Here is a 24,390-nt window from a genome sequence, read left to right as displayed (position 1 = left end):
ATTACAGGCCTATTTCCCTTTTGAAATTTTCAAGACCCATATCATCGATCATGCGTCCGATCCTGTGCTTTTTTGCGTGGGTCTTGTAAAAGCTGACAATCTTATCAACCAGTTCTTTAACCTCATCATCATTCTGTTCATCAGCTATCACATCACCAAGTCTTGGACGAATACCTGCATTACCCCCGACCATCACGGTATAACCTTTTGGAGTACCCATGATACCTATATCCCTGACAGCAGGTTCGGAACATGAGTTCATGCAGCCTGAAACCGCTATTTTGAATTTGGAAGGGAGTTGCATTCCATGGTATTTCTCATCCAGTTCAAGACCGAGAGTTACAGCATCCTGCTGACCTCGTTTACAGAAAGTAGTACCCGGACAAATTTTGATACTTCTCACACATGGACCGATTGCAGCAGCTGGTTTCATATCCAGGTCATCCCAGACATTGTCTATATCGTCCTCCTTGAGACCTACAATACAGACACGTTGAGCAGATGTCAGTTTAATGGCAGCTGCCTCATATTTGTCCGCAGTGTCAGCAATCTTACGCAACACATCAGCTGATACAATGCCTCCAGGTGTTTGGGGGGCAATCGCGAATGTTTCACGGTCCCTCTGGAGAATGGCACCCTTTTCAAGAATATCTTTTGACATTAATAATCCCTCATTAGCACTCTTTTTCCAATCTTTTCAGCAGACCTTTAAGGCCTTCTTTATGCCTTGCCTCATCAAAGGAAGCTTTCTCGAAGAAAAGAGCTGCCTGTGCATTACCTTCATCCCTGGCAATTTTAGCAGCATCACCTTTTTCGCCTTCTGCCATGGTTTCACCTTCAAGCATCATCTTGATGTTCTCAATTGTGGTATCTTTGATCAGACCAAGAATTTCTGCAGTCTCTGCGGCATGCCAGGCTTCATCCATTGCAATCTGGCGTAAATAAACTGCGACTTCAGGGTAGCCTTCCCTCTCTGCCAGTTTTGACATGGCAAAGTACCATCCAACTTCTGTCGTTTCCCCTTTGAAAGTATCTTTCAATATTTTCTCAATACTCATAAAATCACTCCACAATAATGCTGTTAGAGCAGTAGAAAGTAGATTGTTCGTATATTATATAACATTTTTTGGCATGAAATATTGCATCAACCCAACTACAAACAGACAACCATTCGCAAGATATTATAGCAAAGAGCGTATTCAAAAAGCAAGACATGTCACCGCAAATTAGAATCGTACTTGTAGAACCTCTATACCAGGGAAATGTAGGTTCGGTCACACGCTCAATGGAAAATTTCGGATTTGATGACCTGGTTCTTGTAAATCCCTGTAAACTGGAAGGACAGGCAAGAGCAATGTCATGCCATGCAAGTGATTTACTGGAAAGTGCTCCAAAAGTAGACACATTGGAAGAGGCTATTGAAGATACAGATATAGTAATTGGTACATCGGGGATTGCAGGTATAAAAACCGACCAGCACATACGTATGCCTGCATACACTCCATCCGAGATACGGGATAAATTCAGGGAAACTAATGGAAAGATTGCCTTCCTTTTCGGAAGAGAGGATAATGGATTTACCCGGGAAGAACTCAAAAGATGCGATATGATCATGACGATTCCGACATCAGAAAAATACCCCATCATGAACATCTCCCATGCAGCAACAGTTGCAATGTATGAAATGAGCAATCTGGAAATCGGAGAGAGACCGATTGCTAATGGTTTTGATCTTCAATTGTTATATGACCATTTTGGACAGGTGCTTGCAGATATAAAACACCCCGAACATAAGATGGAAAAAACTTCAATTATGCTAAAAAGAATATTCGGACGTGCAGAACTGACACCACGGGAAGTACAGACATTAAGAGGTGTACTCAGGGATATACAACGACAAAAGAAATGATACACACGAAAGATAGATAAAGCTTGTAAGTTTTTATAATCCGAAGTCAAATCTGGTATGCACTGATATTAATGACGGAAGAAAAATGGGAAAATAAATTCCGGGATTTTCTTAAACGATATTGCTGGCATGATATACTTAAACTTGCCAACGAATACCCGGAATTACGAAGTATAGAAGTAAATTTTACAGATCTGGAACAATTCGACAGGGAACTTTCCGAAGAATTATTACAAACGCCGGATGAGGTTATCCCCTCGGCTGAAGAAGCTCTTAAACAAATTGAGCTCCCTGTTGAGAAACAACTGGATGATGCACACATCCAGTTTACCAGCATTCCAAACAAGGTCACGATACGTGACCTCAGGAGCAATCATCTTCTCAAGTTCATTGCAGTTGAAGGAATGGTCCGCAAGGCAACCGAAGTACGTCCAAAGATTACCAATGCGGCATTTTACTGTATGAGGTGTGAAACAGTAAATTATATACCCCAGAGCGGACCAAAATTCGTGGAACCCGGCGAATGTGAAGAAGAGAGTTGCGGCAAAAGAGGGCCATTCAAACTTCTCATTGATAAATCCAATTTCATCGATGCCCAGAAGCTTCAGGTACAGGAATCCCCCGAAAGTCTCAAGGGAGGAAGTCAGCCCCAGAGTATTGATGTCGATGCCGAAGATGAACTGGCCGGCATTGTGAAACCAGGTGACCGTGTAGTAGTAAACGGCATCCTCAGGTCCCACCAGCGAACCACACGCGAAGGGAAATCCACATTTTACGATCTTGTCTTACACTGCAATTCCATAGAATACCTGGATCAGGAATTTGATGAGCTGGATATATCTCCGGAAGAAGAAGACGAAATAATAGAACTTAGCAATGACCCACAGATATATAATAAAATTATAAAATCCATAGCGCCTTCAATTTATGGTTATGAGAATATCAAAGAAGCACTAACTTTACAGTTATTCTCAGGAGTCCCAAAATCCCTTCCTGACGGAGGACGTATTAGAGGAGACATCCACCTGTTGCTTGTAGGAGACCCCGGTATTGCGAAAAGTCAGTTACTCAGATACATGGTGAAATTATCCCCACGAGGCGTGTTTGCTTCAGGCAAAAGTGCCTCATCAAGTGGGCTGACCGCAGCAGCGGTAAAGGATGATTTGGGAGACGGTCGCTGGACACTGGAAGCCGGTGCCCTGGTTATGGCAGATATGGGAATTGCGGCAGTGGACGAAATGGATAAGATGAGCAGAGAAGACAAAAGTGCACTCCATGAAGCAATGGAACAACAGACAATCTCTGTGGCAAAAGCTGGAATCCTGGCAACACTGAAATCCCGTTGTGCCCTGCTGGGAGCGGCAAACCCTAAATACGGAAGGTTTGACAGATACGAAGGACTTGCAGAACAGATCAATATGCCTCCTGCCCTCATATCCAGGTTTGACCTGATTTTCATCCTTCTTGATGTACCGGATTCAAAAATGGATGCTGATATCGCAAACCATATTCTAAAATCCCATTATGCCGGTGAACTCTATGAACAATGGGACAAATTACCCACCTCCACAATAACACAGGAAAAAGTTGCCTCTCAACAAAAAGTAATCCTACCGGAAATCGAGACGGAATTATTACGCAAATACGTCGCCTATGCACGCCGGATGGTCTATCCCATTATGGAAGAAGAAGCCAGGCAACATCTGGTCGATTTCTATCTAGATCTACGTAAGATGGGAGAAAATAAGGATTCTCCGGTACCTGTCACTGCAAGACAGCTGGAAGCACTGGTCAGGCTTGCTGAATCCAGCGCCCGAATAAGGCTTAGCAACACTGTTACCCTTGAGGATGCAAAACGTACCACTAAAATTTCCCTCGCATGTATGAAACAAGTTGGTGTTGATCCTGACACCGGAGCTCTTGATGTGGATGTCATAGCATCAGGTACGAGTAAAAGTCAGCGTGACAAGATACACATACTTCAGGACATTATAAAGCATGTAAGTCAGAAACATGCCGGCGGTAAAGCACCATTAGATGAAGTCTATGAAGAAGCCTCAGCTGAAAATATAGATAGAGAACACGCAGAGGAGTTTATTCAGAAAATGAAACGAACGGGTGATTTGCTGGCACCTGATAAAAAACATATAAGACTGGTATGAGGAAATATATGTACCTCAAAGAACACCGAGCCGGAGACAGACTGATTGTTGCTGCTTGTGACCAGGAGTTAATAGGGCAGAAATTGGAACATGGGAATGTTGTTGTCGAAATAACGGAAAGTTTCTATAAAGGGGACATAGTATCTGAAAAACAGGTGCAATCTGCTCTTGGAAGGGCAACCAGTGCGAATCTGTTTGGCAAGAAAACAATTGAATGTGCCCTGGAATGCGGGATGATCAATCCCGAATCAATAATTACTATTAATGGCGTGCCACATGCGCAACTATACAGGATATAAGACTACGAAAGGTTTTTAAGATGAATGAGAGTGCAGTTGAAGAAAATTCACCCTTCCCCGGCAAAGAAGGATTGGTGAAAGGTGTGATTGAAAAACACCAGAAGTTTCTGAATGAGTACAATGCGGAATACAGTAAACTTGAGTATGAAGTTAAAAAACTCGAGGATACAATAAGCAACTCTAAAAAGAAAAGAGAAGAAGAGAAAAACCGCTTAGAAGTACTCAAGGAAAAAAAGCAGCAATTGTATCACCAGGCGAATAATCTGCTGGGAGAAATGTTCACAGCCTATCCCGAAGAACTTGATAATCGAATTATGCACTCCACAAATGACGATATAGAGGAGTTGAAAAGGACAAGGCAGCTGGAAAATGAAGAAAAAACGATTCAGGATGTTCTGGGAAAAATAGCTGAACTTGAAAACGAGAATACACGCGAATACACCAGCCAGATAAGAGCCCGCATACAAGAAGCTTCAAAAGCTTCCTCCGAAATATCATCCCTGATAAAATCTATGGAAAAAGAAGAAAACCTGGATCAGATTCATAAAGAACTTGGTGAAAAAAAACCCAGGTATAACTGGCTGGAAAGAAGGATCAAAAGCCATAAAGAAGCACTTGAGTACTGGAAAAACCAAAAAGAAGTGATTGCGGGGAATGTTGCATGAAAGATGTATCTTCAATGACAGAACGCGAACTTAAAGATACTGTAAATAATTACAGGAAAGAGATATCCCAGCATGAAAAGAGCTTAAAAGGGGTTTTCGAAGAGCTCAAACTTCATAAAACTAATATTGATGAACTCAAAGAGAAAAGGAATGAGCTCAATGCAAAGGTCAGGGAACTTGCAAAAGAGGCACGGGAAGAAAAAACGCAACGTGATGATATCAACAAGAAGATAGCTGATTTGAAATCCAGAAGGAATGAAGTTGCTGGTGAAAGAAACAAGGTCGTAAAAGACATAAATAGTCTCAAGAAAAAGCGTGATCAATATAATGAACAATCAAAAGGGAGTTTGGAAACCCTTTCTAAAGCCTATGCAGAAGACCTTGATAAATTTCTCAACGCTGACATCCCCCTGAAGCACGAGCAAAATCTTTTTGAAAAACTCAACGAACTGGAAAAGCGTCTTGAAGCAGCAAAAGCTGCCAATCATTTCCACAGGCAGGTCATCAATATTTATGAAAATACCAGAGACATTGGTGACGAGGAAAGAAATGTTTCAAAGGAAATAAAGCAACTTGCAGAAAAATCCCAGCAACATCATTTGAATATGATAGAGCTATATAACCAGGTCGATGAAATTCGAAAAGAAGCGGATAAATTCCATTCACAGATTAAAGAAACCTATCAGGTAATTGCTCCTACCCGTGAAAAGATAGACCCTCTCAAAACAAAAATATCTAATTTGAGAGATGAATTGAGTATCTATCTTGATAGATTGAATGATATACAGACCCATAAAGACGAACAAAAAAAGAGTGATCAGCACGTCGCCGCAAAAGAAAAGTTTGAAAAGACCGGCAAACTCAGTCTTGAAGAACTGAGAGTCCTTATGGATAAAGGAGATATCAAACTCTAAAATTACCTGTGTTCATAAACATAGGGTAACAGAAGTGCAAACAGAATCAGGAGTGTCGGATTTAAAAAAGGCACCCTCTGATTTTGAGATTCATTTTCAGATGTATTCTGCACTTTATTCTGCATCTTTTCATCATCCGGATTATAAGGATATCTGTGATCTACATATTGATAAACCGGTTCAAAAGTTACCAGCTCACCACTGGAACCATAATATATCCTATCCATTGTAATATTGAATACCGTTGATGAATTACTGGAGTAGATAAATACCTCATCCCTACCCAGAATGGAATCCGCTACACTTTCATCATTCAATGAAAGGGACACCCATACCCTTTCACTTTCGGGATTGACATACTTGACATGCAGAGAATAATCCTGCTCAAAATCGAAACTCTCTCCAGCTTTGACATACACGGAAGTCCCATTGAGAATTACTTCCGAATCCCCGGCAGTTACCACACCACATAAAAGAATACTACATAGTATAAAAAAATAAAAAATTTTAAAATACGGAATGTCCTTCATCACAATCCCCGTCAGATGTAGATGCAGCGGCCAGACATAATTTCTTCGGTTGAACCATCATTTTTCTGCAAAAGCAAACCTCCGGAGGGGGTTATCCCAATTGCTCTGCCCTTCATCATTTTAGAAGGAGTGACAATACGTACGTTTCTACCAATAGTATCCGAAGAATCTATCCATCTTTCCATTAATTCCTCAAAGGGTTGTGTCTTGAAATGGATATAATACTGTTCCAGATTATAAAGTAAAGAGTGGACAAATTCAAGCCTACCCACATAGGTACCAAGCTCATCACTTATGGTTGTGGAACCATCCCGGATTTCCTTCGGCAACATATCGGTATTAAAGTTTAAATTAATTCCCAGACCCAGGACAATATATTCAACCCGATCTATTTCAGCTTCCATTTCTGTAAGTATTCCACAAATCTTTTTGCCGTTGACAAGCACATCGTTTGGCCATTTCAGAGACGGGTTAAGACCGATTGCTTTCAGGGAATCAATCACAGCAAGCCCACCCACAAGAGTCAATCTTGAAGCATCCGCAGGAGCTATCGATGGCTTAAGAACTATAGACATCCATATCCCCCCTTGAGGAGATACCCAATCAAACCCTCTTCTCCCACGTCCTTTTTTCTGGACTTCTGCAACTACAACGGTACCTTCTTTTGCATCTCCTGCAATTGTCTTTGCATAATCGTTGGTGGACTCAAGTTCCATAAAATGCTGGATGTCCTTACCTAAAATATCTGTTTCAAGACCTGCTTGCACAAGTTCTGGCAAAAGAGAATCAGGAACCGAGTTTAAAATATAGCCTTTACCAGGCGATGAGATGATTGAATACCCCTGGCTTTGAAGCGACTGAATGTATTTCCAGACCATTGTCCTGGAAATTTCCAGTTTCCTGCCAATCTGTTCCCCGGAAATAGGCTTGCCCTCTGTCTGAGAAAGAAGACGTATCAATTCAATCTTTTTATTCTCCACAAAACTCCCCGTAATAAAGAAAGAGCGACAGATAAAAAAAGTTATCTGTCGTCATTCATCTGAGCCTTTCATATCATGCCTTTTTGCAGCATTCATATATGAACCAACTGCAGTGCTGATTGCAGCAATCTTCTTGTTGCGATCCTCAAGAGCAGAAGAAAGAGTTGCACATCTTTCACTATCAGATACAGCAACCTTTTCTAAAGCTGAAAGCACATTGTGGTCATCAATAAAGTGTGTTGTTAGCTCCCCTTTTACGAATGCATCAATGGACAAAACCGTTCTGTGGAAAGGAATGTTGGTTTTAACCCCTACAACCACATATTCATAGAGGGCTCTTTTCATACGTGCAATGGCTTCCTCACGATCACATCCCCATACACAGAGTTTGGAGATCATTGAATCATAAAAGGGAGGAATAACATAACCCATATGGACACCACTGTCCACCCTCACACCGGGGCCACCTGCCGAACGATACCTGCGTATCTTACCGGGCGAAGGGGCGAAATCATTCAACGGATCTTCGGCATTGATACGGCATTCAATAGCCGAGCCTCTGATCTCAATATCATCCTGGGTAAAGGGTAATTTTTCATCACAGGCAACACGCAACTGCTGCTTTACTATATCAATGCCTGTAACAAGCTCCGTAACTCCATGTTCTACCTGCAAACGTGTGTTTACTTCAAGGAAATAATAATCACCCTTTGAATAAAGGAATTCAACAGTACCGGCATTTACATATCCTATTTTTTTGGCAGCTTTGACAGCAGCCTCACCCATATCCTTGCGAAGTTCAGGAGTCATTATAGGAGAAGGAGCCTCTTCAATCAGTTTCTGGTGTCTTCTCTGAATGGAACATTCACGGTCACCTAGATAGAGACAATTACCATGAGAGTCAGCCAATATCTGTATCTCTATGTGACGTGGTTCTTCAAGATATTTTTCAATGAAGACAGTTGAATCACCAAATGTAGAAGCTGCAACATTACGTATGGATGAAAGTGCCCGGGTAAGCTCTTCTGGAGTATAAACAACTTTCATGCCTATGCCACCACCACCGGCAGAAGCTTTCACCATCAAAGGATATCCGATGGATTCACCTATTTCAATTGCCGTGGCATCATCCTCAACAGCCCTGCCATCACCGGGAACCACCGGTACACCGGCCTCGATCATTGCCGAGCGGGCAGTGATCTTGCTACCCATCTTTTCTATAACTTCACTCGAAGGACCGATAAACTTAATGCCTGCTTTTTCACAGGCGCTGGCGAATTTCGAATTCTCCGAAAGGAAGCCATATCCCGGATGAACTGCTTCTGCCCCTGCTTTTTTGGCCACATCGATAATTGCATCTATATTCAGATAACTCCTGGAAGAAGGGGGTGGACCTATGCAGTACGCCTCGTCCGCATATTTGGTAAAAAGGGCATTGCTATCGGCTTCGGAATACACCGCAACCGTGGACACATCAAGTTCCTTGCAGGCCCTCATTACCCTGATCGCGATCTCACCTCGGTTTGCAATCAGTATTTTCTTAAACATCGAATACCTCCGGCTAAATCACTCAATGATCATAATCACATCATCTGTTGCCACGGAATCACCTTCAGCAACAAGGATTTCCTTCACCACACCACCATGCGGTGAATTGATGGCATTTTCCATTTTCATTGCTTCAATGACACCAATTTTCTCTCCCTCTTCAACATTATCTCCAACGTTGACGTCAACTGAGAGTACCATACCCTGCATATGACAGGTTACAGCACCAGCAGAAGATGCTGAAGCAGAAGGAGTCTTTGGGCTGCTTTCCTCGACTGCAACAACACTACCATCTATTGGTTCTACCTGTACCTCAAATACTTCATTATCCACTTCCACCTTGAATCTGGTAGGTATGGAAACCTGAGACAGGGGTGGTGATGCAGTTTGTTTGGCAGGTGCAAGTTTTTCTTCTCTGGACTCACCACGCAGGAATTTCGGAGCGATGGAAGGATACAGGATATAGGTCAATATGTCTTCTTCCTTTTTGACAAGACCCATTTCTTCGGCTTCTTTTTTCCTTTTATCGTATTCAGGTTCAAGCAGGTCGGCCGGCCTTACATCGATTGGATCTTCTTCACCAATTATCATTGCAATGATATCATCACTGATAGGTGATGGTGAACGGCCATAGAGACCTCGCACGTAATCCTTGACTTCCTTGGGAATAACTTTGTACCGCTCCCCCATGAGAACGTTAAGGACAGCCTGTGATCCCACGATCTGACTTGTAGGTGTTACAAGAGGTGGATATCCAAGTTCAGCCCTGACTTTGGGCATCTCTTCCAGTACATCATCATACCTGTCAAGAGCGTTCTGCTCCTTCAACTGGGATACAAGGTTGGAAAGCATACCTCCCGGAATCTGATACAATAGTACATTGGTATCAATCTGCTCGGATATTGGATTGATTTCCCCGCTGTATTTGGACTTGATATCCTTGAAATAACGGCTTACTCCGGCAAGTTGTCCAAGATCCAGACCTGTATCATAAGGTGTTCCTTGCAGTGCAGCCACCACGGATTCTGTGGGAGGCTGGGAAGTACCCCAGGCAAAGGGAGACAGGGCAGTATCCAGTATATCTACACCTGCATCACATGCCGCCATGTAAGTCATAGGAGCCATGCCTGATGTACAGTGGCAGTGCAGATCTACAGGCAGTCCAACTTCCTTTTTTAGAGAACTAACCAGTTCTTTGGCTTCATGCGGTGTCAAAAGGCCTGCCATATCTTTGATACAAATCGAATCACAATCCATAGCAGCCAGCTCATTAGCAAAATCCACATACTTTTCAACGGTGTGAACCGGGCTTGTGGTGTAACTGATAGTACCCTGTACGTGGGCTCCCAGTCCTTTTGCAACGGTAATTGACTTTTCCATGTTACGTATATCATTAACAGCATCGAATATACGGAAGATATCAATTCCGTTTTCATAGGCCTTGGTCACGAACTTTTCAACCACATCATCGGAATAATGCCTGTATCCGACAAGATTCTGTCCTCTCAGAAGCATCTGGGCATATGTGTTATTCATATGGTTTTTAAGTTCACGCAGCCTTTCCCAGGGGTCTTCATTGAGGTACCTGATGCAGGAATCAAAAGTTGCTCCTCCCCACATCTCGAGAGAATAATATCCAATTTCATCCAGTTCTTCAATAATAGGCAACATACTCCTCGTGCGCATCCTTGTCGCAAGAAGCGACTGGTGCGCATCCCTCAGAATTGTTTCCGTTATTTTAACTTTCATAGAATACCTCTTCATGTCCTCTTATTGATAAGTCTGATTGGCCATACGGGTCAAAAATATGCCAGTAATAGCATACATGCAATAAGTAGAATTGTAACTAATTATGCATGAACTTTTATGTAGTTTCTGGTGGAAAAGGCAGACAGTAAAAATAAAAAAGAAATATAGACAGGGAATTATATCAGTAGAATCCCAGCCACTGGGACACCTTCAACACAAATTTGCCCACTGAAAGAGATACATTTTTTGTAAAGCTTGGAGAAGTTATCTCAATATCCCCTCTGTCATAAGCATCCAGAAAAAACTGTGCAGGGGAAGGAGAATCCATTATAGACCTTGCAGTGTTTTCATTAGTGTTAACAATAAGAGTCGGTCCAAATTCTTCACCATCTTCCAGTTCCCCAAACTCAACTATACTGGCATCGCTTGTTACTACTTTGAGATTCAGGATGGAACCATTGTTCATATCTACTATGACATGAATACGCTCATTCCCCAGCATGTCTTTCAGGGAAGAGGGGACGTTATCCGAATTGGCATTGTATTCATCCACCTCACTTTTCATGTCATCAACAATCGTGGCACCTGCAGACATGGAAAAGATAAATAGGGCCATTAGAATAGTTATAAATTTCTTCATAGTAGTCACCTCTCAATAAACATCAATATAAATTTGAGTTTAATATTAGTTATATTTACTGCTAAATGAGGAAAAGGCCTCTCAATTCATAAAACACCATCAGAAAAACCACCATCTAAATGGCGCAACCTTTTTAAAATACGGAAATCAAACTTTGAAATATGCCTTTTAAGATAAACAGTGATGTCCTGAACATGAAGGATTATAATAACCTATTTTTCTCAATCAACGAAGAAAGTGTTGTTTCATTACTTTCTCCCCTGCATACAAGGGATGAGATTTATGAAATTTCAGCTGTCCTTGTGTCTCCACATTCCTTCAACGATGAGCTTTATGATATATACGGAAGAATTGTGCTCGGGGAGCAAGCAAGTGCTGAAAAAATCATCGAATTATTAAAAAGAAAACTTCCGGGAGATAAATATTCAATCGAAGGCACAAAAAGAAGTTTACGCATATTCAACACGGAAAACAAAAATCTCTACATACTCAGTTATACCAAAAAGACATTCAAAATATCCTCAACCTCGATTCTGGACCCTGCCGAATTAAAAGAAAACATTCCCGTTTTCCTGGAAATACTCGAAATACTTGTAAACTGTGGATATGAAGCAGGCGAGGGAGAAAGTGATCTATCCCTTGTGCCAATGCCCCAAAGAGAACCCGAATATAAACCCCATTCTTTTGAAGAAAGGGAAGGAGAAAAAACAGAGGAAGAAGGGGAATTCGAAGTCATACCCCGTGAATTTTTGGATATTGATTTTGAAGATGTAGGAGGATGCAAGGAAGCAAAAGAGCAACTCATGCTAATCGACCTGGGAATACGTTTTCCTAAAATATATGAGGTTTACAGGGCAGAACTACCTCGTGGGATTCTGTTATATGGCCCGCCTGGCACCGGGAAGACCATGCTCTCAAAGGCTGCTGCAAAAGAACTCGATGCAAACTTCTATTCCATAAATGGTTCAGATATACTTTCCAAATGGTACGGAGAATCAGAGAAAAACTTGAATGCCCTTTTCGAAAAAGCAAAGGTTAGCAGCCCTTCGGTAATTTTTATTGATGAAATTGATGCATTAATGCCCCAGAGAGACACTTCACATGAGGTTACAGTAAGGATAGTATCCCTTCTTTTGCAGGAAATGGATGGGATCGAAAGTACAAAGGGAGTGATCATAATGGGTGCTACAAACCGTCCCAACCATATCGATCCGGCATTCCTGCGCCCAGGAAGATTTGATTTGAAAATGGAGGTGCCCCTCCCTGATGAAAAGGCCCTACAGGATATCTATCATATACACCTAAGTGGACGCAACCTGGAGGAAGGAATGGATTATGAGAAGCTGGCAAAGGCCAGCAAAGGACTAACCGGTGCTGACGTTAAAGGGATAGTAAATGCCTGCGTGTTTAACAAAATCGTCAAATTGCGCAAACAGATGCCTGATGTCATAACCCGCTCGGACTTAATAAATATAGAAACCGAAACCCTGACCACCGATGATGTCCTCAAAAGCATTGAAAAATACAAAAAAGAGATCAATACACTTGTCATGTCCCCTGAGGCGGCAGGTATGTATGCCTGAATTTTCCTATGGCAGACTTTTTTTACTATACCACATATTGATTGTGAAAGGCAGATCATAATGGGAGACATTGTAGTAAGCGAAACCATGCAGAAATACTTCGACCTGATGGAAGGAGTGCTGCACAATGAAATTGAAATAGCAAACAGGGCACGTTCACAGGGAAAGGATCCAAAACCCGAAACAGAAATCCCCCTGGCAAAAGATCTTGCAGACCGGGTAGAAAATCTCATAGGGGTTGAAGGTGTAGCCGGGCGTATCCGGGAACTGGAAACCGATCTTTCACGGGAAGAAGCAGCCCTGGCACTTGGAAAAGATATCGCTGCCGGCAATGTGGGAAATTTTGATACAAAACGTGAGGCAATAGAGAGCGCCATCCGAGTGGCGATTGCAATGCTTACCGAAGGCGTAGTTGCCGCACCAATTGAGGGGATCGACAGGGTCGACCTGGGCAAAAATGATGATGGTACAGAATACATCAAGATATACTACGCAGGACCTATACGCAGTGCCGGTGGTACGGCACAGGCCCTTTCTGTACTTGTGGGAGATTATGTAAGAAGAGGAATCGGTGTTGACAGGTACAAGCCACGCAAGGAGGAAGTGGAGAGATATGTCGAAGAAATATTGCTATACAGACAAATTGCCACCCTCCAGTACATGCCCTCGGAAGATGAGATACGTCTTATCGTTGATAATTGTCCGATTTGCATAGATGGAGAGCCCACTGAACAGGAAGAAGTTGAAGGTTACAGAAACCTTGACAGGATCGAAACGAACAGGGTTCGCGGTGGGATGGCACTCGTACTTGCCGAGGGGTTGGCCCTAAAAGCTCCAAAAGTACAAAAACATGTGAACAAACTCAAAATAGACGGATGGGAATGGCTGGATACGTTCATTTCCGGAGGGAGTTCAGATGAGGAAGATAAAGATGAGAAAACCAAGGTCAAGCCCAAGGATAAATATATGCGGGACCTCATTGCAGGCAGACCTGTATTTTCCCACCCATCCAGGCCTGGTGGATTCAGGTTGCGCTATGGCAGGTCACGCAACACATCATTTGCGGCATCCGGCATAAATCCCGCAGGCATGGTCATAATGGATAATTTCATTGTTGCCGGTACCCAGCTGAAAATAGAAAGACCCGGAAAAGCTGCCGGAATGGCACCTGTGGATTCCATCGAAGGGCCGACCGTGCGTCTCTACAACGGAGATGTGCTTCGGATAGATGATGAAAAAACTGCAATCGAGTTACATTCACAGGTGGAAACCATCATAGACATTGGTGAAATACTTATCAATTACGGGGATTTCCTGGAAAATAATCATCCACTAATACCTGCATCTTACTGTGTGGAATGGTGGGCACAGGAATACTTAAAAAAAACTGGCCGGATTGCTCCTGAAAATCCAAACCAGCATGAAGTAATGGATATTTGCAATAATTACAATCTTCCCCTACATCCGGATTATACCTATACCTGGCATGACATTGAAAGAGAGGAATTTGTAAAACTTGCGGACTTCATTGCTAAAAATGGCATAAAAGAAGACCAGGGAAATCGACTGTTACTACCTGAAGGAAAAGCAAAGGAGCAGGGAATAAAAACGATCCTGGAAAAACTTCTCGTATTACACCGGATTTATGATAGCAAAATTGCAATCGACAATCCTTTGCCTTTTATAAATTGTCTCGGACTTGGAGAGGATCTGAAAAAACAGTGGGAAGAATTGCCTTGTGAAGATATCCTTGGATGTGTTATTAGACTCTCAGGGTGGACTGTCAGAGAGAAAGCACCAATGCGCATTGGGGCAAGGATGGGAAGACCCGAAAAAGCTAATCGGCGTAAGATGTCCCCTGCCCCGCATGTATTGTTTCCGATAGGGGAAAGCGGTGGAAACACCCGCATGCTCTCAAGTGCCGCATCCTATAAAGCCAACAACAACAGCAAAGTGGGCGAAATAAAAATAGAGATAGGAAACCGTATTTGTCCATCCTGTGGAATGGAAACCCATGAATTCAGATGTGAGTGTGGCACCCATACAATCCCAAAACTTTTCTGCCCCCGTTGTGGCAGGGCTGTCAATAAGGACATCTGTCCAAAATGTAAGGCCGCCACATCCTGTGTAACCGCACACAACATAAATTTCAAAACGGTATACGATAGGGCATTTGAGAGGCTAGGAGAACGAAATAAACTGGAATCCTTCAAAGGGGTAAAAAGGATGATGTCAAAGCACATGACCCCTGAGCCTCTTGAAAAAGGAATCCTTCGGGCAAAACATGACCTTTTCACATTCAAGGACGGAACTGTCAGATACGACATGTCCGACCTTCCCCTGACACATATCCGGGCCGATGAACTGGGAACCACAGCTGAAAAACTTCTTGAAATGGGATATGAAACAGATATTCACGGCAATAAACTGGAGAGGGATGACCAGGTTGTAACCCTTAAAGTACAGGATTTGGTAGTGTCCCGGGGTGCGGCAGAGTACATACTTCAAACTACAAAATACATTGATGACCTGCTGGTGAAGTATTACGGACTTGAACCCTATTACAAAGCAGAAACTATAGAGGACATTATAGGGGTGATGCTAATCGGTTTGGCTCCACACACATCAGCGGGAGTCCTGGGCAGATTGGTAGGATTCACAAAATCATCTGTAGGATATGCACATCCTTTCTTCCATGCAGCAAAACGGCGTAATTGCGATGGTGATGAGGATTGTGTGATGTTGCTTATGGACGGCCTGATTAACTTTTCACATGAATACCTGCCTGATAAAAGAGGAGGAAAGATGGATGCCCCCCTTGTGCTTACAACCAGGATAGATCCCAGTGAAGTCGATAAGGAAGCACACAATATTGATGTTTGTTCCTCTTATCCCCTGGAATTTTATGAGACTACCTTGAATTATACAAATCCCAAGGAACTGGAAGAAACCATGGACCTGGTCAGCAGCAGGTTAGGAACCCCGGCACAGTTTGACGGATTCATGTTTACACACGATACTTCGGATATTGCCGCAGGGCCGGTCAAAAGTGCATACAAGACGCTGGGTTCGATGGTGGAAAAAATGGATGCCCAACTCTCCCTGGCGGAAAAAATACGTGCAGTTGATGTGGCAGATGTGGCTGAAAGGGTTCTTGTATCGCACTTCCTCCCCGATCTTTTTGGCAACCTCAGGGCATTTTCCAGGCAGGGGATGCGGTGTGTCAAATGTGGCGGAAAATTCCGAAGGGCACCGCTTACTGGTACATGCCCGCATTGTGGCGGGAGAGTCATACTGACTGTTCATGAAGGAGCGGTCAAGAAATATCTTGAAGTGTCACTGAAGGTTGCAAAAAAGTATAATGTTTCAAGTTATACTCAGCAGCGCATCGAACTTATCGGATACGATATCGAATCTTTGTTTAAGAACGATAAATCAAAACAGATGGGACTTGCTGATTATATGTAATTATTGCACAGGAAGTCCAACTACGTTTATGTGCTGGATAAGCTCGGTGAGATTCTCGATTTCAAAAGAAAGAACTTCTTCCCTATCCAGACCAATGGACATTTCGCCGTCATAGGTGAGCTGGTCCGGACCTCGTCTGATAAATCTCTCCACACCGTCATTTGAAAGGATCGATTTTATCTCAGGATCATGAGCAAGCGTGCGCCCTGGAATCATTACAGTTTCTTTTATCTGCGACAGGTCAAGTGCCTGGAAATCCTCAATTGTGATAAGGCATCCAATATCTTTGCCTGCCGCCACAACATTGACAGGTGCATTCAGAGCCTCGAAAACTTCCTGTAATCTCGGCTGGGCAGCTTTACTGGTAACAATAGTCGCGGTCTTTGTAACTTCCGGGAGTTTGGACAGTGCTGCTTTGTCCATTCTTATAGCAAAAGGACAACCTATAAGAGGATCTTCAAGAGGTGTACCGGTGATACGCAGATCAAATTTGTCTGCCGCATTTCTTACTATCGTCTCAAATTCCTCTATTGAATGTGTAGTGATGCCCTCCAGGACAGGGGAATTGCGCAGAATCAAACCTTCTTCACAACTGTTGGCAAAACGCATCAGTATTGCTCCCCTTGCACCCATTTCCTGAAGATCTGAAAGGGTTTCTTCCAGGATATTACCATCATTTACACCGGGAATCAGGACGATAGCGGCATATACATCACATTCTCCACAGAAGCGGCGAAGAATTTCAATTGAAACTTCTGGCTCAGGGTCATTCATGTACTTGGCCCTGAGTTGAGGGTCGGTGGCAAAAACCGTAAAAGAAACCTCACTGACACTGTTTTCAATGTAAAAGGAAGCGTCATCGGGATCATCAAAGCCTTTTCCGCTTGTGTATCCCAGATGAATGGGCTTTCCAAAACGAGAAAGTGAACTGACAAGTTCCTTGAGCGCGGGGTAGCAGCTGATATCCCCACCCCCACTGATGGTAAATTTATCCGGTTCAGAAGATGAAAAACGTAAATTCTGGGATACATCCCTCATTACAATCTGCAGAGGTTTAAAGCCGGGATAGGATTCCCTTATACTACGTGTACAGTAATCACATCCCTTTGCAAAAGGAAAACAGTGCTTGCAACCAAAAGGTGGTACTTCCTGTACCTTCTTAAAGTAACAATATGAGCAAAACCCGCGGCAATCAGTTCCCGGACTGCCTCCGATATCAGCAACTATCTCCATGTGACCAAGTGGTAGAAAAAGATATTACTAAATCTTTGTGGTTAATTAAGTAAATACTCAAACCCAATTGAATATATATCATGAATAATTATTGTATATTCTGTCTAGCCAAAAAACGAATGCAAAAGTTTTAAAGGCAAAAACTCCATTGCTGACATGAATAAATTGAAGAAAACCGACTGGAAGGCATTCTCACCCCGAAAGTGCTTAGAGCATATCCTCGCTCAAGCGTGGTTGCTTTCCAAATGGGGATTTTCTTTCCATTAAAAAACTTAAAGGAGGAAAATACGTGTCTGACAAAATAGACATCTACGACGACAGAGGAAAACTCTTAGAAAGCGGCGTTGCAATTGAAGAGCTCGCTCCTACAAGGAACGCAGCAATTCAGCGTATCATCGGAGACACAAAGAGGACTGTAGCAGTCAACCTGGGAGGTATTCAAAAATCTCTCGCAACCGGTAAGATGGGCGGAAAGGCTCGCCACATGCCGGGACGTGAAATGGAACTCGATATTGTCGAAAATGCTGGCGCAATTGCAGATTCCGTAAAGGAACTTGTACAGATAGACGGTGACGACGACACAAACATCGAGACTCTCGGTGGCGGCAAGCATCTTCTTGTTCAGCTTCCAACCGCAAGGCTCACCGCCGGTGCTGATTACTCTTCCGCACTTACCGTAAGTGCAGCAGCAACCGTCCAGACCATTGTTGACATGTTCAACATTGACATGTTCAACGCACCTGTGGTCAAAGGAGCCGTTTGGGGCAACTACCCACAGACAATGGATATGGCCGGTGGAAACATCGCTTCAATCCTGAACATCCCACAGAAGAACGAAGGTCTGGGATACTCCCTGAGGAACATCATGACCAACCACATTGCTGCAATTACAGAGAAAAAAGCAATGAATGCAGCCGCACTGTCTTCCATCTTTGAACAGGCAGGTATGTTCGAAATGGGTAATGCAGTCGGAGAGTTCGAGAGACATCAACTTCTGGGATTTGCATGCCAGGGCCTTAACGCCAACAACGTAGTATATGATCTTGTAAAAGACAATGGCAAAGACGGAACCGTCGGTACCGTAGTACAGTCTGTTGTTGAAAGAGCAATTGAGGACAATGTAATCGAAGTCGACAACACTGCTCCTTCAGGTTACAACTTCTACAAGGCAAACGATGTATCCATGTGGAATGCATACGCTGCAGCCGGCCAGCTTGCCGCTACAATGGTAAACTGTGGTGCAGGCAGGGCTGCCCAGAATGTATCATCCACAATTCTGTATTACAACGATATCATCGAGAAAGAAACTGGCCTGCCTGGCTGTGATATGGGTAGGGCACAGGGTACTGCTGTCGGATTCTCTTTCTTCAGCCACTCTATCTATGGCGGCGGTGGTCCCGGTGTATTCAATGGTAACCACATTGTAACCAGACACTCAAGAGGATTCGCAATTCCATGTGTATCCGCTGGTGTATCCCTTGATGCAGGTACCCAGATGTTCTCCATAGAGAAGACATCCGGCCTCATCGGTGACGTATTTGGTTCAATCAAAGAATTCAGAGAACCAATAAAAGCAGTCGCTGAATCACTCTAAATGAGTCACAAAGATTGAAGGTACCAATAATGGAAACTTCTGCTTCAGACACAAAAAAACCCATACAGATCGAGATATTCCCAAAGCGTATGATTAAACCCGATACCGTAGAGAGGCTGCTCAATAAAATTTGCAGTCTGGAAGGTATACTAAGGGCATTCATACAGGGGCCGCGCCTACCTACAAAAGTACCATTCGGACCTGCTGTCGGAACACCCGTACATCATCCATTAAGGACAAATGTACATTTTGGTGAGACCGAAATGGGCCTGGAAATACTTGTAGGGAGAATTACACTGGAACTTGCCGAAAAGGAAGTCATGGAAGAAATAAATGTGATTTGTGAAGACACACTTCCCTGCGGTTTTGACATTAGAGAAGGACGTTTCATCCAGACAAGGCAAACAGTTTCAGATTATGCAAAAAGAGGCCCTAAAGCCGATCCTGCCTTATACGGTCTTTATGACCCGAAAAGCAAGGTCGAATCACAGGTGAACTTCCTGAGAACAAATGAAAAGGAATGATTCAGATGTTTGACCGGGAAACTCAGGTTGTAGATTGCAGACACGGAATGGGCCTTGGCAAAGGAGGCGGACTTGCCCAGAGAGGCACACTCTCCGAAGCCGGCAGAACCGACGTAGTCGCAGTTGCTATGAGTCCCGGAAGACGCCATATCACCAAGCCTGTTTGTGAACTGACTTACGGAATGCGCAAAGAAGATATACAGGTAAGTGTGCTTGTGCTCAATTCGGGATCAGGAGAACCCGATAAACAGATGAAATCTGGTTCCTTCGGTATCAACCCGGAGGAGATCAAACAGATAAACAGGCACAAGATGGCAGTCATTCATACAGGAAACATTCGTGATCACGTTGTCAGGAAAGTAAGGGAAATATTGGTCTATGCAGAAGTGCCGGCAGTGGTTGTCTGTCAGACAATCGTGGACTTTGAAGATTTTGCAAAGGCCGGTATCCATACTAGATTGGTAAAACCTCAAGATAAAAACATCCAGACAAAGGGAAAAGTGATGGAGATTGTGACTGGAGTGACGCGAGGAGAAACTTGTCCAAGAGACAAGTTAAACGAACTCGTCAAAGCAGTGAAATCCACAATGAAATCAATTGATAACAAAGGAGTGTAATCATATGGCATATGAAGCACAGTTTTATCCCGGAGCAACAAGTGTTGCGGAAAATAGAAGGAAACACATGTCCGGTAAAGTCGAAAAACTCAGGGAAATCTCTGATGATGACTTAACCATTATTCTCGGACACCGTGTTCCCGGTACAGATTACCCAAGCACCCACCCACCACTGGCGGAAATGGGCGAACCAGAATGTTCCATCCGCGAAATGGTAGAACCTACAGATGGTGCAAAAGCAGGTGACAGGATCAGATACGTACAGTTTGTAGATTCAATGTACAATGCACCTTCCACCCCATACTTCAGGTCCTACAACGCTGCAATTAACTTCAGAGGCGTAGACCCGGGTACACTTTCCGGCCGTCAGGTCGTTGAAGCCCGTGAAAGGGACATGGAAGAACTTGCAAAATTCCAGCTTGAAACCGAAATGACCTGCCCTGCACTTGCATGCCTTCGTGGTGCCAGTGTACACGGTCACTCCCTCCGCCTTCAGGAAGATGGTGTAATGTTTGACATGCTCGAAAGAGTACGTCTGGAAAACGGAACCATCATCGTCCAGAAGGACCTGGTAGGAAGACCAATAGACAAGAAGGTCGATCTCGGAAAACCAATGTCCGACGAAGAAGCTGCAAAAAGGACCACAATCTACCGTGTAGACAACGTCCCATACAGGGAGGACAAGGAAGTCCTCGAATGGGTACACAGGATCTTTGAACAGAGAACCACGTATGGATACAAGCCAGCTGTACAGGAGTGAGTAAAATGGCAGACGACAGAAAGAGAATGTTCCAGAAAGATTTAGAAAATAAATTCACAAAGGAGCACGGCACCAACAAGATGGAAGGCGGCGACATTACAGATATGAGAATTCCATATTACCGCCTCGGTGTCGACCAGAACCCCAGGAAACTGGAAATGAAGAAAGTAGGTAAGGAGATTGCAGAAAAGAGGGGTCTTGCAGGCTACAACCCAATGATGCACTGCGGTGGTATACCCCTCGGTCAGAGAGCTCTTACACCATCCTTCATCTCCGGTAATGATGACATGATGGTCGAAAATGATGACCTTCACTATGTCAACAATGCTGCAATGCAGCAGATGTGGGACGACATACGCAGAACCTGTATTGTCGGTATGGATATGGCCCACGAAACCCTCGAGAAGAGACTGGGTATTGAGGTAACCCCTGAAACAATCAACCACTACCTCGAAGTGCTCAACCACGCACTCCCTGGCGGTGCAGTTGTTCAGGAACACATGGTAGAGACTCACCCCGCACTTGTTGATGACTGTTACGTGAAAATATTCACAGGTGACGATGAGCTTGCAGACGAGATCGATGACCAATTCCTCATCGACATCGACAAACAGTTCCCAGCAGAACAGGCAGAACAGCTCAAATCCTCTATCGGCAACACTACCTGGCAGGCAGCCCACATCCCAACCATCGTATCCAGAACAACAGACGGTGGTCAAACCACAAGATGGACTGCAATGCAGATCGGTATGTCTTACATTGCAGCATACGGAATGTGTGCCGGTGAAGCAGCTGTGGCAGACCTTTCCTATGCAGCAAAGCACGCAGGTGTTGTTAACATGGGTGACATGCTCCCAGCAAGACGTGCACGTGCACCAAACGAACCTGGTGGTGTCACCTTTGGTAACCTTGCAGACATCGTCCAGACCAGCCGGACAGATCCGGAAGACCCTGCGCATGTAACCCTTGAGGTAGTCGGTGCAGGATGTATGCTCTACGATCAGATCTGGCTCGGATCCTACATGTCCGGTGGTGTCGGTTTCACCCAGTACTCCACTGCTGCATACACCAACAACATTCTGGATGACAACCTGTACTATGACGTTGAATACATCAACGACAAGTATGACGGTGCAGCCGACAAGGGTATCGACAACAAGGTCACCCCAAGCATGGATGTTATCAAGGATATTGCAACAGAGTCCACACTCTACGGTCTCGAGAACTACGAGAAATACCCTGTTGCACTTGAAGACCACTTTGGTGGATCCCAGAGAGCAACCGTCCTGTCCGCAGCCGCCGGTAGTGCAGGATCCCTTGCAACCGGTAACGCAAACGCCGGTCTCTCCGCATGGTATCTCTGTATGTACCTTATAAAGGAAGGTCACGGACGTCTCGGATTCTTCGGATATGACCTGCAGGACCAGTGTGGTGCAACCAACACATTCTCCTACCAGTCCGACGAAGGTCTGCCCCACGAACTCCGTGGTCCAAACTACCCGAACTACGCAATGAACGTTGGTCACCAGGGTGGCTACGCTGCAATCGCAGCCGCAGCACACGCCGGTCGTGGAGATGCATATGCACTCAACCCACTGATCAAGGTCTGTTTCGCCGACGAAATGCTCCCATTCGACTTCTCCCAGCCAAGGAAGGAGTTCGGACGCGGTGCGCTTCGTGAGTTTGAGCCTTCTGGTGAGAGATCCCTCATCATCCCGGCCAAATAAGCACAATATGAAGTAGGCGCCCTGCCTACTTCACCTACTATTTTATAACCCCCCCAATTAAATAGCTCAAAGCTTTTTTTATATGATGATCCTATTTGCTTTTGCCATAGTTACAACCATATAATCAGGTGTTCCCATGACCGATAATACAGAGAAAAAAGTCATACCAGCAAAAGATGCCTCCATCAAACTTGCCAGCATAAATACACTCCTAAAAAATAAAGGGCTTGAAGCAATGGCAGAGGCCCTCGATCAAAATAGAAACTCAATACAAGAGGCAAACCGCAAAGACCTCGAAGCCGCTGAGCAGTTAAAAGATCAAGGGGAAATCTCACAGGCTCTTGTGGACAGGCTAAAAGTAAATGATAGCAAGATCGATGGAATGATCGCAGGTATAAAAGATGTCATGGAACTTGAAGACCCGACAGGCAAAACTCTCAGCTGCTTAGAGCTTGACGATGGGCTGGAATTGTATCAGGTAAGTTGCCCGATAGGCCTTATAGGGGTTATTTTCGAGTCACGTCCTGATGTTGTTCCGCAGATCATGTCCCTCTGCCTGAAAAGCGGTAATGCAACGATATTTAAGGGGGGGAGTGAGGCCTTAAATTCAAACCGTACTATTTTCAACATACTTAAAAATGCCCTGGAAGAAACCGGGGATATTCCTGCAACAGCCTTCCAACTGATGGAAACCCGGGAAGAGGTAATGGACATCCTGGCACTTGATTCCTATATAGACCTGCTTATACCCCGTGGGTCGAACGCTTTTGTGAAGTTCATACAGGATAACACCAGGATACCCGTACTGGGTCATGCAGACGGAATATGCCATGTCTATGTAGACAATGAAGCAGATATGGAAAAAGCGATTGATGTCTGCTATGATTCAAAAGTACAGTATCCGGCAGTGTGCAACGCAATGGAAACACTGCTTGTAAACAGTGATATCACAGGCAAGTTCCTGCTCGGAATGATCGAAAAATTCGTTAAAGCAGGTGTAGAGATCCGCCTGGATGAGAAAGCATACACTATTGCAGAAGATGCAGGCATCAAAGATGTAAAAAAAGCATCCGATGAAGATTGGAGCACTGAATATAATGATTTGATACTGTCTGTGAAAACGGTTGATTCAATAGGTGAAGCAATTGATCATATTAACAGGTACGGTTCCCATCATACGGATTGCATTGTCACCAAGAACAAGGACAAGCGCCGCACATTTGCCGATCTTGTGGATTCCTCAAGCGTCATGGTAAATGCCTCTACAAGATTTGCCGATGGTTTCAGGTATGGTAAAGGGGCAGAGGTTGGCATCAGCACAAATAAAATACATGCACGTGGACCTGTAGGAATGGAAGGTCTTTTGATATACAAGTATATTCTTCTGGGTAACGGTGACAGGGTATCCGATTATGCAGGAGATAATGCAAAACAATTTACCCACAGGAAACTGGATAAACAGATAAGCGACATCATTTGAAATAACAT

At 44.0% G+C, this 24,390-nt stretch carries 21 protein-coding genes; 13 read left to right on the top strand and 8 right to left on the bottom strand.

What is annotated here, in order from left to right:
- Window position 1 precedes the first annotated feature (1 nt).
- Together CP947_RS05555 and CP947_RS05550 are read right to left on the bottom strand one after the other, a co-directional pair.
- Entirely contained in the window at window positions 2–661 is a 660-nt protein-coding gene (locus tag CP947_RS05555) for a nitrite/sulfite reductase domain-containing protein (RefSeq protein WP_096712245.1), read from the bottom strand.
- Window positions 662–674: 13 nt separating this feature from the next.
- A complete protein-coding gene (locus CP947_RS05550; RefSeq protein ID WP_096712244.1) occupies window positions 675–1,058 on the bottom strand; it encodes a ferritin-like domain-containing protein in 384 nt (127 codons plus the stop codon).
- A gap of 155 nt (window positions 1,059–1,213) precedes the next feature.
- Between CP947_RS05550 and CP947_RS05545 the strand changes: the two genes are divergently transcribed.
- From CP947_RS05545 to CP947_RS05525, 5 genes are all read left to right on the top strand, one after another.
- A complete protein-coding gene (locus tag CP947_RS05545; protein ID WP_096712243.1) occupies window positions 1,214–1,909 on the top strand; it encodes an RNA methyltransferase in 696 nt (231 codons plus the stop codon).
- A 71-nt stretch (window positions 1,910–1,980) separates the two neighbouring features.
- Window positions 1,981–4,071, top strand: a complete 2,091-nt coding sequence (locus CP947_RS05540; RefSeq protein WP_172425453.1) for a minichromosome maintenance protein MCM — start codon at window positions 1,981–1,983, stop codon at window positions 4,069–4,071.
- An 8-nt stretch (window positions 4,072–4,079) separates the two neighbouring features.
- The gene (locus CP947_RS05535; RefSeq protein WP_072359460.1) at window positions 4,080–4,370 is read left to right on the top strand and encodes a DUF424 domain-containing protein; all 291 of its coding nucleotides are present in this window, start codon (window positions 4,080–4,082) and stop codon (window positions 4,368–4,370) included.
- 20 nt (window positions 4,371–4,390) lie between these two features.
- Window positions 4,391–5,035: a GumC domain-containing protein gene (locus tag CP947_RS05530; RefSeq protein WP_096712241.1), complete on the top strand. Its 645-nt coding sequence runs from the start codon at window positions 4,391–4,393 to the stop codon at window positions 5,033–5,035.
- Window positions 5,032–5,949, top strand: coding sequence for a coiled-coil protein (locus CP947_RS05525; RefSeq protein WP_096712240.1), 918 nt, complete (start codon window positions 5,032–5,034; stop codon window positions 5,947–5,949). The genes CP947_RS05530 and CP947_RS05525 overlap by 4 nt, the downstream gene beginning before the upstream one ends.
- 2 nt (window positions 5,950–5,951) lie before the next feature.
- Here CP947_RS05525 and CP947_RS05520 read toward each other — a convergent pair whose 3' ends face one another.
- The 5 genes from CP947_RS05520 to CP947_RS05500 all read right to left on the bottom strand — a co-directional run bounded on the left by CP947_RS05520 (window position 5,952) and on the right by CP947_RS05500 (window position 11,396).
- Window positions 5,952–6,413 (bottom strand): S-layer protein domain-containing protein, encoded by a 462-nt coding sequence (locus tag CP947_RS05520; protein ID WP_165868960.1) that lies wholly within the window; start codon window positions 6,411–6,413, stop codon window positions 5,952–5,954.
- A 77-nt stretch (window positions 6,414–6,490) separates the two neighbouring features.
- Window positions 6,491–7,459 carry a biotin--[acetyl-CoA-carboxylase] ligase gene (locus CP947_RS05515; protein ID WP_096712238.1) on the bottom strand — a complete coding sequence of 323 codons (969 nt, stop codon included), beginning with the start codon at window positions 7,457–7,459 and terminating at the stop codon, window positions 6,491–6,493.
- 51 nt (window positions 7,460–7,510) lie between these two features.
- Entirely contained in the window at window positions 7,511–9,007 is a 1,497-nt protein-coding gene (locus tag CP947_RS05510) for an acetyl-CoA carboxylase biotin carboxylase subunit (RefSeq protein WP_096712237.1), read from the bottom strand.
- 18 nt (window positions 9,008–9,025) lie between these two features.
- Complete coding sequence (gene oadA / locus CP947_RS05505; protein ID WP_096712236.1) at window positions 9,026–10,756, bottom strand: sodium-extruding oxaloacetate decarboxylase subunit alpha; 1,731 nt, start codon at window positions 10,754–10,756, stop codon at window positions 9,026–9,028.
- A gap of 181 nt (window positions 10,757–10,937) precedes the next feature.
- Window positions 10,938–11,396 carry a hypothetical protein gene (locus CP947_RS05500; protein WP_096712235.1) on the bottom strand — a complete coding sequence of 153 codons (459 nt, stop codon included), beginning with the start codon at window positions 11,394–11,396 and terminating at the stop codon, window positions 10,938–10,940.
- A 161-nt stretch (window positions 11,397–11,557) separates the two neighbouring features.
- Here CP947_RS05500 and CP947_RS05495 point away from each other — a divergent pair, with 161 nt between their 5' ends.
- The gene (locus tag CP947_RS05495; protein ID WP_096712234.1) at window positions 11,558–12,979 is read left to right on the top strand and encodes an ATP-binding protein; all 1,422 of its coding nucleotides are present in this window, start codon (window positions 11,558–11,560) and stop codon (window positions 12,977–12,979) included.
- 60 nt (window positions 12,980–13,039) lie between these two features.
- On the top strand, window positions 13,040–16,447 hold the full coding sequence (locus CP947_RS05490; protein ID WP_096712233.1) for a DNA polymerase II large subunit: 3,408 nt from the start codon (window positions 13,040–13,042) through the stop codon (window positions 16,445–16,447).
- On the opposite strand, the gene mmp10 is transcribed toward CP947_RS05490, so the two are convergent.
- The gene (gene mmp10, locus CP947_RS05485) at window positions 16,448–17,680 is read right to left on the bottom strand and encodes a methyl coenzyme M reductase-arginine methyltransferase Mmp10 (RefSeq protein ID WP_096712232.1); all 1,233 of its coding nucleotides are present in this window, start codon (window positions 17,678–17,680) and stop codon (window positions 16,448–16,450) included. It abuts the gene before it with no gap.
- Window positions 17,681–17,969: 289 nt separating this feature from the next.
- Here mmp10 and mcrB point away from each other — a divergent pair, with 289 nt between their 5' ends.
- The 6 genes from mcrB to CP947_RS05455 all read left to right on the top strand — a co-directional run bounded on the left by mcrB (window position 17,970) and on the right by CP947_RS05455 (window position 24,382).
- Window positions 17,970–19,274 (top strand): coenzyme-B sulfoethylthiotransferase subunit beta, encoded by a 1,305-nt coding sequence (gene mcrB / locus CP947_RS05480; RefSeq protein ID WP_096712231.1) that lies wholly within the window; start codon window positions 17,970–17,972, stop codon window positions 19,272–19,274.
- A 29-nt stretch (window positions 19,275–19,303) separates the two neighbouring features.
- On the top strand, window positions 19,304–19,798 hold the full coding sequence (mcrD, locus tag CP947_RS05475) for a methyl-coenzyme M reductase operon protein D (RefSeq protein ID WP_096712230.1): 495 nt from the start codon (window positions 19,304–19,306) through the stop codon (window positions 19,796–19,798).
- Window positions 19,799–19,803: 5 nt separating this feature from the next.
- Window positions 19,804–20,415, top strand: coding sequence for a methyl-coenzyme M reductase I operon protein C (gene mcrC / locus CP947_RS05470; RefSeq protein WP_096712282.1), 612 nt, complete (start codon window positions 19,804–19,806; stop codon window positions 20,413–20,415).
- Between the two features lie 4 nt (window positions 20,416–20,419).
- The gene (gene mcrG, locus CP947_RS05465; protein ID WP_096712229.1) at window positions 20,420–21,175 is read left to right on the top strand and encodes a coenzyme-B sulfoethylthiotransferase subunit gamma; all 756 of its coding nucleotides are present in this window, start codon (window positions 20,420–20,422) and stop codon (window positions 21,173–21,175) included.
- 5 nt (window positions 21,176–21,180) lie between these two features.
- Window positions 21,181–22,902 carry a coenzyme-B sulfoethylthiotransferase subunit alpha gene (gene mcrA, locus CP947_RS05460; protein WP_096712228.1) on the top strand — a complete coding sequence of 574 codons (1,722 nt, stop codon included), beginning with the start codon at window positions 21,181–21,183 and terminating at the stop codon, window positions 22,900–22,902.
- Window positions 22,903–23,038: 136 nt separating this feature from the next.
- Complete coding sequence (locus tag CP947_RS05455; RefSeq protein ID WP_096712227.1) at window positions 23,039–24,382, top strand: glutamate-5-semialdehyde dehydrogenase; 1,344 nt, start codon at window positions 23,039–23,041, stop codon at window positions 24,380–24,382.
- Window positions 24,383–24,390: the final 8 nt, after the last annotated feature.

Source organism: Methanohalophilus euhalobius (assembly GCF_900215215.1).
GTDB classification, from domain to species: domain Archaea; phylum Halobacteriota; class Methanosarcinia; order Methanosarcinales; family Methanosarcinaceae; genus Methanohalophilus; species Methanohalophilus euhalobius.
Note: the sequence above shows the minus strand (reverse complement) of the source record. Positions and strands in the feature narration are given on the sequence as shown.